The organism is Fodinicurvata halophila, assembly GCF_042651425.1.
In the GTDB taxonomy this organism is placed as follows: Bacteria; Pseudomonadota; Alphaproteobacteria; order Kiloniellales; family DSM-21159; genus Fodinicurvata; species Fodinicurvata halophila.
This window is the reverse complement of sequence record NZ_JBHSCW010000010.1, coordinates 85,746-97,530: the sequence shown is the minus strand read 5'-3', so window position 1 is coordinate 97,530 and position 11,785 is coordinate 85,746. Positions and strand designations below refer to the sequence as shown.

Below are 11,785 nucleotides of genomic sequence, written 5' to 3'. Positions count from 1 at the left end.
CACAGCAGGTTATCGCGACCGGCGACGCGCGTCCCCGTCCGTTTGAAGGGGGGACGTGCCTGCCGCGTCCATGATGGAAGTGGAGGCCCATTCTGTGCGAAACATCGGATAGGGTTTTTCAAAGGGCGGGACAGGTCGTGGAACAGCATTCGCAGACGGCAGCAGGCAGGACGGGCGCAACGATCCTCTGCATCGAGGACGAAACCTACCTGCGACAGGACATCGTCGAGGAACTCTCCGGGGCCGGCTACAATGCGGTTGGGGCAAGTGACGGCCTGCAAGCCCTGACGCTTCTGGAGACCCTGCGCCCGGACCTTATCCTGTGCGACATCTCCATGCCGAACCTCGACGGCTACGAACTGCTCGAGGCCGTGCGAAACAGGTGGCCCGCGCTAGCCGATGTCCCCTTCGTCTTCCTGACGGCGCTGAGCCAGCGCGAGGAGGTCATCAACGGCAAGCGTGCGGGCGCGGACGACTATCTGGTCAAGCCGGTGGACTACGACCTGATGCTGGCCAGCATCGAGTCGCGCCTGTCACAGGTGCAGCGCATGAACGCCCTGGCCAGCCGCGAGCTGGACCAGCTCCGCGAGGCCCTGGCCGACTCTCGAACCGGCGAGCGCTCCGGATTGCACCGTGTCCTGGACATGCTGTCGTTCGGCGTCGTGCTGATCGGGCAGGACGGGGTCGTCTCCGCCAACCGCGCGGCAACAGCCATGCATCAGGCCCGGGACGGGCTGGCGATCGACCGCGAATTGCGCACGGACTCGGCAGCCCTGAGCCGCGAGTTGCGCACGCTGCTGGCCGAAAGCTGCGCGCTCGCGCGGGAGAGCCAGGAGCACATCGCCAGCCTCTCCATACCGCGCCCTTCGGGTCGGCGCGACCTCCTCCTGATATCCTGCGCCTTGCCCGGGGCGACAGAGGGCGCGGCAGACGAGCCTCTGGTGGTCGTCTTCCTCTCCGATCCCGAACGCCGAACCGAAGTGCCGAGTTCCGTCCTTGCAGAGCTGTTTGACCTGACCCCGACCGAGAGCGAAGTCGCCCGCGCGCTAGCCCAGGGGCGGCGGACCGAGCAGATCGCCGAAGATCTTGGCGTGTCCCAGACGACGGTCGCCTTTCACCTGCGCAACCTCTTCGACAAGACCGGCACCAACCGCCAGGCCGATCTGGTGGCCCTGGTCCTGACCGGCCTGGCCAGCATCGCACCGCTCTGAACCGCGGCAGCCGGGTTTCGCGGACGTTGCGCTTGATGGTGTCAATCCGCGCGCCTAAGCTTCGCGCATGACTGCCATCCTGCACCGCCAACCCCGCCAGTCCCTGCCCGTCGCCGTCGGCGGGGACGGACCCTATGTCATCGACAGCAACGGCAAGCGCTATCTCGACGCTTCGGGTGGCGCAGCCGTCTCCTGCCTGGGCCACAGCCACAAGGCCGTGGTCGAGGCCATCAAGGCCCAGCTGGACCAGCTGCCCTACGCGCACACCGGCTTCTTCGCCAACCGGCCCTCCGAGGAGTTGGGCGAGCACCTGGTGGCCCGCGCCCCGGGCGATCTCAGCAAAGTCTACTTCGTCTCCGGCGGCTCGGAGGCCAACGAGACCGCCATGAAGCTGGCCCGCCAGTACTTCTACGAGAAGGGGGAACCGCAGCGCCGCCACTTCATCGCCCGGCGGCAGAGTTATCACGGCAACACGCTGGGGGCGCTGTCCATCGGCGGCAATCCGGGCCGGCGCGCGGTCTACGAGCCCATCCTGCTGCCGGCCAACCATGTCTCGCCCTGCTTTGCCTATCGCGAGAAACCGGCCGCGGAGAGCGAGGCGGCCTATGCCCAGCGCCTGGCCGACGAGCTGGACGCGAAAATCCGCGAATTGGGCCCCGAGACCGTCATCGGCTTCGTCGCCGAGACGGTGGTCGGCGCGACCCTGGGCGCGGTGGAGCCGGTGCCCGGCTATCTCAAGCACATCCGCGAGGTCTGCGACCGGCACGGCGTGCTGCTGATCCTCGACGAAATCATGAGCGGCATGGGCCGCACCGGCCATCTCTTCGCCTGCGAGGAGGACGGCATTGCCCCGGACATCCTGACCTGCGCCAAGGGACTGGGCGCCGGTTACCAGCCCGTCGGCGCCTGCCTGCTGTCGGGTGCGATCCACGACACCATCGTCGGCGGCAGCGGCGCCTTCCAGCACGGCTTCACCTACATCGGCCATGCCACGGCCTGCGCTGGCGCCCTGGAGGTTCAGCGCACCATCGAGCGCGAGGGCCTGCTGGACCGCGTCCGCCACCAGGGCGCGCTCCTGCGCCAGGGCCTGGAGGAGCGCTTCGGCAATCATCCGCATGTGGGCGACATCCGTGGCCGCGGCCTGTTCATCGGCGTGGAGCTGGTCGAGGACCGCGCCACGAAGCAGCCCTTCGACCCGTCCCACAGGCTCTTCGCCCGCATCAAGGCCCAGGCCATGGATCATGGCCTCATGTGCTATCCCAACGGCGGCACGGTCGACGGCCAGGCCGGCGACCATGTCCTGCTGGCCCCGCCCTTCATCATCGGCGAGCAGCAGGTCCAGGAGATTCTCGACCGGCTCGAGGGGGCCGTTCAGGGGGCCCTGCATGAGATCGGAGTGGCTTCATGACCACAACAGCGGAGGACTGGGATCCACTGATCCTGGCGGTGGCCCCAAACGGCGCGCGCAAGACGAAGGCCGATCACCGCCGTGTTCCGATCACGCCCGAAGAGCTGGCCGTGACGGCACGGGATTGCCACAAGGCAGGCGCCAGCCTGCTGCACCTGCATGTGCGCGACGATGCGGAACGCCATAGCCTGGATGCCGGTCGCTACCGCGAGGCCATCGCGGCTGTCCGCGAGGCCGTCGGCCAGGACCTGATCATCCAGATCACCACCGAGGCTGTCGGCCTCTATGACCGCCACCAGCAGATGGACTGCGTGCGCGCCGTGGAACCCGAGGCCGTCAGCCTGGCGGTGCGCGAACTGGTGCCCGATGCCGAGGCGGAGGAGGAGGCCGGCCGCTTCATGGCCTGGCTGGACGAGGCCAACATCTCGCCCCAGTTCATCCTCTACGACGCCGAGGACCTGCTGCGCTTCAACGACCTGACCGAGCGCGGCATCATTCCGTCCCGTCGCCATTTCGTGCTCTTTGTCCTGGGCCGCTACAGCCAGGACATGACCTCGCACCCCAAGGAGCTGCTGCCCTTCCTCGAGGCCAACAGCAAGGCGCATAGCTGGGCCGTCTGTGCCTTCGGGCCCCGCGAATGTGCCTGCGCTGCTGCCGCCACGGCCCTGGGCGGACACGCACGAATCGGCTTCGAGAACAACCTGCACCTGCCCAGCGGCGGGACGGCACCGGACAACGCCGCCCTGGTCCGCGCCGCAGCCGCCGCGGCAAAGAGCATGGGCCGCCCCTTGGCCGACGCCGCCACAGCCAGGGAGTTGCTGGCCGCACTGCATCGGGCCTGATCGACTCATTTTTTCCTTCGATATGAACCACCTGTTTACAACCTCGCCTTAAGATTGCACCGTCTCAAGGAGCCCTGCGTGTCCTCCGGTATCGGCACATTTGCTGTATCTTGGGGGTGGCGCCAGGCGGAAAAAGGTGTTTAATTTTACCCTGAAAGGCGGCACGGAAGATGCCGCCGCACAACGACAGTGAACGGGTGAGCCTTGGGAAACGCCGACAGAACTCATGACCATAGGTGGCAAACCGCAGCTGCGAACCGGCCTCGGGCAACAGATTCGAGTCTGCATGTCCGGATGATCGGCCGGCGCCGCCTGAAGGGAGTTCGGCCGGCTTTCCGGCGCCCCTTCGTGTGAGGCCGGCCCTGCACACCGGGGCTCGCCGCACAAGGATCAAGCAGTAAAGAAGGATACCGAGAATGAAAAAACTCGCACTTACCGCTGCCGTTGCCGCGCTTGCGGCCGGCGCATATGGAAGCCTGGCAACTCCGGACGCCCAGGCCCAGGACCAGCGCTTCATTACCATCGGCACGGGCGGCGTCACCGGCGTCTATTATCCGGCCGGCGGTGCGATCTGCCGCCTGGTGAACCAGGGCCGCTCCGAGCACGGCATCCGCTGTTCGGCGGAGAGCACCGGCGGATCGGTATTCAATGTGAACGCCATCCGCGAAGGCGAGCTCGACTTCGGCGTGGCCCAGTCCGACGTGCAGTACTTCGCCTATCATGGCGAGGGCGCCATGGAAGACGACGGCGCCAACGAGGACCTGCGCTCCGTCTTCTCGCTGCATCCGGAGCCCTTCACCCTGGTGGCACGCCCCGATTCCGGCATCGAGAGCTTCGAGGACCTGAAGGGCAAGCGCGTCAACATCGGCAACCCCGGTTCCGGCCAGCGCAACATCATGGACCTCCTGATGGACGAATACGGCTGGACCCAGGACGACTTCGAGCAGACCTCGGAGCTGCCGTCCCGTGAACAGGCGCAGGCGCTTTGCGACAACAACTACGACGCCTTCGTCTTCTCTGTCGGCCACCCCAGCGGCTCCATCGAAGAGCCGATTGCCACCTGTGACGCCGTCATCGTGCCGGTTGAAGGTGAGATCATCGACCAGGTGGTCGAGGAATATCCCTACTACTTCAATGCCACCATCCCGGCCGGCATGTACAACAACGAGGAAGACGTGAACACATTCGGCGTCGGTGCGACGCTGGTTACCTCCACTGATGTGAAGGAAGACGCCGTGTACCAGGTGACCAAGGCTGTCTTCGACAACCTGGACACCTTCAAGGGCCTGCATCCGGCCTTCGAGGTCCTGGAGGCAGATGCCATGGCCAACGACGGCAACTCCGCACCGCTGCATCCCGGTGCCAAGAAGTACTACGAGGAAGAAGGCCTCCTCGAAGAGTAAGCTTTGGCCTGGAACCGGGGGCGCCAGTGCGCCCCCGGTTCTTTTCCGTTTCTCATTCGTTCCCTTGCCGCAGTGCGCCACGAGCGGGCAGGTCAAGGGGTGAAGACATTCGGGGCGCGGCATGACGAACAGCGAGACGGGCGAGACGCAGACTTCCCGGAATACGGCAAATTCCCAGGACTCGGCACAGGATCTGGTCGCCCAGGTTGAAACCGGCGCCCGCGTGCCCGAAGGCCTTCCGAAGCGCCTCATCCTCACGGTGGCCTTTCTCTGGTCGGCCTTCCAGGTCTGGATCGCCTCGCCCCTGCCCTTCATCCTCGGGTTCGGCATCTTCAATTCCACACAGGCCCGCTCCATCCACCTGGCCTTCGCCATTTTCCTGGCCTTCCTGTCCTTTCCGGGCATGCTCAGCAGCGCCCGGGGCTATCCGATCTACAGCAGCCTCTTCGGCCTCGGCGGCCTTGTCACGCTGGTGTACGCGGCTATGGAATTCCTTGGCGGCGACGGCCAGCGCGCAGTCATATTCGGCGCGACCGGCCTGACCGCGCTGCTTGTCTGCCTGGGCTCCTTCCGCCCGGCGCCGCTCAGTCGCATTCCCCTGCTGGACTGGGTCTTGGCCCTGCTGGCGGTCGCCAGTGTCCTCTATCTCTTCGTCTTCTACGAGCAGCTGACCCAGCGCCCGGGCGCACCGATCCTCTCGGACCTCGTGGTCTCCGGCATCGGCATGGTCCTGCTGCTCGAAGCCTCGCGCCGCTCTCTGGGGCCGGCGCTGACGAGCATTGCAGTGGTCTTTCTGATCTATGCCTTCGCCGGGCCCTACATGCCGGACATGATCGCCCACGGCGGTGCCTCCTTCAGCCGTATGGCCTCCCAGCAGTGGCTGACGCAGGAGGGCGTGTTCGGCATCGCCCTGGGGGTCTCCACCAGCTTCGTGTTCCTTTTCGTGCTGTTCGGCTCGATGCTCGACAAGGCCGGGGCCGGCAACTACTTCATCCAGGTTGCCTTCGCCTTCCTTGGGCACATGCGCGGTGGACCGGCCAAGGCGGCGGTGGTCTCCTCGGGCATGACGGGCATCATTTCCGGCTCCTCCATCGCCAACACGGTGACCACGGGCACCTTCACCATCCCGCTGATGAAGAGGGTCGGCTACAAGCCCGAGCAGGCCGGCGCGATCGAGGTCTCCAGTTCCGTGAACGGCCAGATCATGCCGCCGGTCATGGGCGCGGCCGCCTTCCTGATGATCGAGTACGTGGGCATCCCCTATATCCAGATCATCAAGCACGCCTTCCTGCCGGCCGTCATCACCTACGTGGCGCTGCTCTACATCGTCCATCTCGAGGCCCTAAAGATGGGCCTGCAGGGCCTACCCAAGCGCAAGCCGACCACGTTGATGGGCACTTTGGTCAGAGTGGGCATCACGGTCACCAGCCTGATCATCCTCTCCGGACTGGTCTACTACGGCATCGGCTGGATCAAGGTCGTGGCGGGCGAGGCCTCGCTGATCGTCATCCTGCTGCTGGTTCTTGCCGCCTACCTGGCGCTGCTCTGGCAGGCCTCGCGAGTGCCCGAACTGCACCTGGACGACCCCAATTCACCGATTCTTCAGCTTCCCGAGGCAGGGCCCACGGTCAAATCCGGCCTCTATTTCCTGCTGCCGGTGGTGATCCTGATCTGGTGCCTGATGATCGAGCGGCTCTCGCCGGGACTCTCGGCCTTCTATGCCGTGGCCTTCATGATCTTCATCCTGCTGACGCAGCGCCCGATCCTGGCTGTCTACCGCCAGGCCGGCAGCGTCGGACGGGCCGCCTGGGCGGGCGTCGAGGATCTTGCCGCCGGCTTCGTTGCCGGCGCCCGCAACATGGTCGGCATTGCCGTCGCCACGGCCACCGCCGGCATCATCGTCGGCGTGGTGGCCCAGACGGGCTTGAGCCAGGTCCTGGCCGGGGTCGTCGAGACGGTTTCCGGCGGCAACCTGATGGTCATGCTGATCCTCACCGCTGTCCTTTGCCTCGTCCTCGGCATGGGGCTGCCGACCACGGCCAACTATATCGTCGTCGCCACCATCATGGCGCCGGTCATCGTCGAGCTGGGCCCTCAGAACGGGCTGGTCGTGCCCCTGATCGCCGTCCACCTCTTCGTCTTCTACTTCGGCATCATGGCCGACGTCACGCCACCGGTGGGACTGGCCTCCTTCGCGGCCGCCGCGATATCGCGGGGCGATCCGATCAAGACGGGCTTCCAGGCCTTCTACTACAGCCTGCGCACGGTGATCCTGCCCTTCATCTTCATCTTCAACACCCAGCTGCTGCTGATCGGGGTCGACAGCATCACCCATGTGGTCGTGGTGGCCGTGACGGCCCAGATCGCCATGCTGATCTTCGCCGCGGCGACCCAGGGCTTTTTCGTCACCAGGAGCCGTATCTGGGAAAGCGCGCTCCTGCTGCTGGCCGCGCTGATGATCTTCCGCCCCGGGCTGTTCCTCGACCAGTTCACCGAGGCCTACCTGCCGCAACCTCCGACAGAGCTCATGGAGATCGTCGAAGAGGCGCCGCCCAACAGCTACCTGCGCATGGAGGTCGAGGGCCTCAACGACATGGGCGACGAAGTCACCAAGACCATCATGCTGAACCTGGGCCAGCCTATGGAAACACCGGGGGAACGGCTGTCCACGAACACCGGGCTCCATGTCTCCACGGCCGGCGACCAGGTGCGCATCGATCGCGTGACCCAGGGCAGCGAGGCCAGCGACTTCAACATCGGTTTCGGCTTCACCGTCACCTCGGTCCAGCTGCCCAATCCCGATCGCCCACCGGGCGAGATCATGCTGGTCCCGGCTCTGTTGCTGGTGGGCGGGATCTGGCTGCTGCAGCGACGCCGGCGCCCTGCCGAGGAACGGCCGACGGCACACGCCGAAGCCTGAAACCGGGAACAGCGAGGAGGGACTGCCCGTCATGAGCGGAAGTGACCATCATGTATCGTGACATACTGATTGCCGTGGATCTGGATGATCCCGACACCCACAAGAAGGCCCTGGAAACAGCGGTCGCGTACGCGCAGACCTTCGGCGCGACCCTGCACGTGATCAGCGTGCTCCCCGACTTCGGCCTCAGCATGGTCGGCAGCTACTTCCCCGAAGGCTTCGAGAGCGAAGCGCTGGAGAAAGGCAACCAGGCCCTGCACAGCTTCGTGCAGGAGCATGTTCCCGCGGGCATCAAGGTGCAGCACATCCTTGCCCGGGGCACGATCTACAGGGAGATCCTGCATTATGCGCAGGAAACGGGCTGTGACCTGATCGTCATGGCCGCCCATCGGCCGGGCCTCGAGGACTACCTGCTGGGCCCCAACGCCGCCCGCGTGGTTCGCCATGCCGACTGCTCGGTCCTGGTGGTGCGCGACTGAATCCCTCTGCGTTTTCCCCGCCGGTTCACGGCCCCTCGTCAAATCCCCTCGGGCAGGGTATCACTTCGGACATGAAGTCGCCGCGCTCGCAGGACCACGCCCCCGCCGCCGCAGAGACGGAGCTCCAGGCCCTGTCGCTGCAGGAGCTTGCCGACCTGGCCGAAGCCGGCGAGGAGATCCGCACGGTGGAGGCGGTGCTCGCGCGCACCGGCGACAACGTGATCTCCGAGATCCTGCGCAACCAGGGTCCCTTCTATGAATGGGAGGCTTATCCCTCCGGCGGCGTCGAGGACAAGGAAACCCACGCCCGGTACTACTACCACGCCCACGCGCCGGATCGGCGGCCGGCCCAGGAGCATGGCCATTTCCACACCTTTCTGGGGCCGGAGGGCATGCCGCGCGGGATCCGGCCGGCGCCGGCGGCACCCGGACACCTGCTGGAGGCCGGGCAGGACGGTCCCTGCCACCTGATCGCCATCTCCATGGACCGTCACGGCAGGGCCCGTGCCCTGTTCACCGTGAACCGCTGGGTGACGGGAGAAACCCTCTATCGCGCCCACGAGGTCAACCGCATGCTGGACCGCTTCGCCATCGGCCATGCACGCCCCTCCTGGCCCACCAACCGCTGGATCACCGCCATGCTGCGCCTCTTCCGGCCGCAGATCTGCGCCCTGGTGCGCGAGCGCGACCGTCAGCTCGCCCGCTGGCAAAGCAGCCATCCCTCCGAGAACGTCCTGGACGACCGCCGGCTGGAGATCACCTCCTGGCTCGACATCGACATCGAGCAGCAGATGGCGGCTATCGACTCGTTCCAGGACGGAAAAGCCCTCACATGAACAGGAGTATGGGCATTTCCCCTGGGGCGAAAGGCTGAGGCGAGATGCTTCGAGGCTTTGCCTTCGGCAAAGAATCCCAAATGAAGTCAAGTTATTGAACAAAAAAGGTTCTCATCCTGAGGGCTGCCGAAGGCAGCGTCTCGAAGGATGCTGGTACCGGCTTTTCCCTGGGCCCAATCCAGTCTGCAAAGGCGCACCTTCCCTACATTCGCTATTCACCGTAAGCGGAGGTCAGTCGCTGTGCAGGTTGTCCATTGCATCGCGCGCGGCGAAAGGCTATAACCCGCGCGCATCCGGGGAGTAGCTCAGCCTGGTAGAGCACCACGTTCGGGACGTGGGGGCCGGAGGTTCAAATCCTCTCTCCCCGACCAGAAAATCCAGGACGAAAAGCCTGTCGCATCCGACAGGCTTTTTTTGTTTCCGGAAGTTGGCCGACACCCTGCCTCAGTAAAGCCGTTCCACGCAGAAATCGACGCTTTCCAGCAGGGCGCTCCTGATCTCGCCCTCGGGGAAGACCGCCAGCGCGGCCCGGGCATCCTCGGCATAGGCGAAGGCCCGCGTCTTGGCGTCCTCCAGGGCATTGTGGAGGGCCAGCAGGCCCAGAGCGTGCTCCAGATCCCCGTCGCGCAGGTCCTGGTCCTCCAGGCAACGGCGCCAGAAGGTCTTCTCCGCCTCCTCGCCGCGCTGGAACGCCAGGATCACCGGCAGGGTGATCTTGCCCTCGCGGAAATCGTCGCCGACCGACTTGCCCAGCTTCGGGTCTTCCTCCGCCGTATAGTCCAGAATGTCGTCCACCAGTTGGAAGGCCATGCCCAGTGATTCGCCAAACCGACGCAGGGCCTCTTCCTCCGCCTCCGGTCGCTCGGCAACCTGGGCCCCGACCTGGCAGGAGGCGGCAAAAAGCGAAGCCGTCTTGGCACGCACCACCTCCAGGTAGGCCGTCTCGTCCGTTTCGGTGTCGTTGGCGGTCATAAGCTGGTGCACTTCGCCCTGGGCCAGGGTGGCCGCCGTGTCCGAGAGCAGCTTGAGAACCTTCAGTGAACCGTCGGACACCATCAGCTGGAACGAGCGGCTGAACAGGAAATCGCCCACCAGCACGCTGGCCTGGTTGCCCCAGAGCGCCTTGGCGGTGGCCTGGCCGCGCCGCAGGTCACTTTCGTCCACCACGTCGTCGTGCAGCAAGGTGGCCGTATGGATGAACTCGACGCAGGCCGCCAGCGACATCTGGCGCTCGCCCTCGGCCCCGCAGAGACGGGCGGAGGCCAGGACCAGCAGGGGGCGCAGGCGCTTGCCGCCGGCGCCAACGATATGGCCGGCCAGCTGGGGGATCAGGCTGACCGGTGACTGCATCTTCTCCAGGATGATCTCGTTGACGCGCTTCATGTCGTCGCCCAGCAGCGCCAACAAGGAGTCCAGTCCCGCCTTGCCGCTGTCCTGCCGGGTCTGCTTCGCATCGGCCGCATCGGCCATTCGCTGTCTCCCGTGGTTGCACTGCCGTTCCGGATCGCGCATCGTAGCCGAGATCCGGGCAGAGAAGCTTACGGCTCCGCACAATAGGCAGCAACAGGCCTCGGTCAAGCGGAACCGGCGGTTTCCAGCTGTCATGTCGCGTGCCCCGGACACGGTTACGCAGGAGGAAGCGCGTGCGCGAACTGTTAAGGACCAATGACCTTGTGCGCCTGTCCTGGGTTCAGGCCTTGCTGGCCGATGCCGGGATCGAAGCTGTGACCTTCGACAACCATGCCTCGGTGCTGGAGGGCTCGGTGGTGGCCATCACGCGCCGACTGATGGTCATTGACGAGGACTACGAGCGGGCCTGCGCCCTGCTTGCAGAAGCGGATGCGGAACCACCGCCACCTGCGTCGGACGGGACCACCGACCTGTAGAGCCCACGATGACAGGCGACGTTCTTCACGGCCCCGAGTTGGATCCCGAGACACGAACCGAGATCGAGACAGGAGAAAGCGGCCTGCTGGACGGACGGGTTCGGCTGCAGCAGCCCCTTGCGGGCTATCGCGTGGCGATCGATCCCGTCTTCCTGGCCGCCGCCACGCCCGCCGTCAGCGGGTCGGAGGTGCTGGACCTGGGCTGCGGTGTCGGCGCGGCGGCTCTCTGCCTGTTGGCCCGCGTCCCGGAATGCCGGATAACCGGCTGGGATATCCAGCCCGACATGGTCGAACTGGCCCGGCAGAATGCCGCGCTCAACGACTGCAGCGATCGCTTCCGGGTGGTCTGTCGCGATGGCCTTTGCCGGGATATCGAACAGCACGCCAGGTTCGATCTGGTCATGACCAATCCGCCCTATCAGGCCGCGGGCACCTCGTCGGCCTCGCCACATGCCGGCAAGGCCCGGGCACACCAGGAGGAAGACGGCGATCTCTGGGACTGGCTGAATGCCGCTTTCTACTGCCTGCGCCCCGGCGGATACCTCACTCTGATCCACCGTGCCGACCGCCTGCATGACCTGCTCTCCGGGCTGCGCGAACGCTGCGGCGACATCACCATCCACCCCCTCTGGCCAGGCCGGGGCCGACCGGCACGGCGCGTTCTGCTGCGTGCGCGTCCCGGCAGCCGCGCCCCGACCCGCCTGCTCCCCGGTCTTGAACTTCACGGGCCGGAGCAGCATTTCACTGCGGATGCCGAAGCCATCCTGCGCCATGCCGGTGCAGTGACACTGGATTGAAGG

The 11,785-nt window shown here is 65.7% G+C and carries 10 protein-coding genes and 1 tRNA gene; 10 read left to right on the top strand and 1 reads right to left on the bottom strand.

All coding sequences use genetic code 11. The features are described 5' to 3' along the window. The first annotated feature begins 137 nt into the window (after positions 1-137). From ACFOW6_RS15590 to ACFOW6_RS15555, 8 genes are all read left to right on the top strand, one after another. Positions 138-1,211, top strand: a complete 1,074-nt coding sequence (locus tag ACFOW6_RS15590; protein WP_382423351.1) for a response regulator — start codon at positions 138-140, stop codon at positions 1,209-1,211. Between the two features lie 67 nt (positions 1,212-1,278). After that, positions 1,279-2,619 (top strand): aspartate aminotransferase family protein, encoded by a 1,341-nt coding sequence (locus ACFOW6_RS15585; protein ID WP_382423350.1) that lies wholly within the window; start codon positions 1,279-1,281, stop codon positions 2,617-2,619. Continuing rightward, a complete protein-coding gene (locus ACFOW6_RS15580) occupies positions 2,616-3,461 on the top strand; it encodes a BKACE family enzyme (protein WP_382423349.1) in 846 nt (281 codons plus the stop codon). The genes ACFOW6_RS15585 and ACFOW6_RS15580 overlap by 4 nt, the downstream gene beginning before the upstream one ends. Before the next feature lie 416 nt (positions 3,462-3,877). After that, positions 3,878-4,864, top strand: a complete 987-nt coding sequence (locus tag ACFOW6_RS15575; RefSeq protein ID WP_382423348.1) for a TAXI family TRAP transporter solute-binding subunit — start codon at positions 3,878-3,880, stop codon at positions 4,862-4,864. Between the two features lie 121 nt (positions 4,865-4,985). Then, on the top strand, positions 4,986-7,784 hold the full coding sequence (locus tag ACFOW6_RS15570) for a TRAP transporter permease (protein WP_382423347.1): 2,799 nt from the start codon (positions 4,986-4,988) through the stop codon (positions 7,782-7,784). 50 nt (positions 7,785-7,834) lie between these two features. Next, a complete protein-coding gene (locus ACFOW6_RS15565) occupies positions 7,835-8,263 on the top strand; it encodes a universal stress protein (protein WP_382423346.1) in 429 nt (142 codons plus the stop codon). Positions 8,264-8,334: 71 nt separating this feature from the next. After that, complete coding sequence (locus ACFOW6_RS15560) at positions 8,335-9,099, top strand: DUF6969 family protein (protein ID WP_382423345.1); 765 nt, start codon at positions 8,335-8,337, stop codon at positions 9,097-9,099. 294 nt (positions 9,100-9,393) lie between these two features. Then, positions 9,394-9,470, top strand: a tRNA-Pro gene (locus ACFOW6_RS15555). A 73-nt stretch (positions 9,471-9,543) separates the two neighbouring features. Here ACFOW6_RS15555 and ACFOW6_RS15550 read toward each other — a convergent pair. After that, a complete protein-coding gene (locus ACFOW6_RS15550) occupies positions 9,544-10,569 on the bottom strand; it encodes a polyprenyl synthetase family protein (RefSeq protein WP_382423344.1) in 1,026 nt (341 codons plus the stop codon). 173 nt (positions 10,570-10,742) lie between these two features. Between ACFOW6_RS15550 and ACFOW6_RS15545 the strand changes: the two genes are divergently transcribed. Continuing rightward, on the top strand, positions 10,743-10,985 hold the full coding sequence (locus ACFOW6_RS15545; protein ID WP_382423343.1) for a putative signal transducing protein: 243 nt from the start codon (positions 10,743-10,745) through the stop codon (positions 10,983-10,985). Positions 10,986-10,993: 8 nt separating this feature from the next. After that, positions 10,994-11,782, top strand: a complete 789-nt coding sequence (locus tag ACFOW6_RS15540; protein WP_382423342.1) for a tRNA1(Val) (adenine(37)-N6)-methyltransferase — start codon at positions 10,994-10,996, stop codon at positions 11,780-11,782. Positions 11,783-11,785 lie beyond the last annotated feature (3 nt).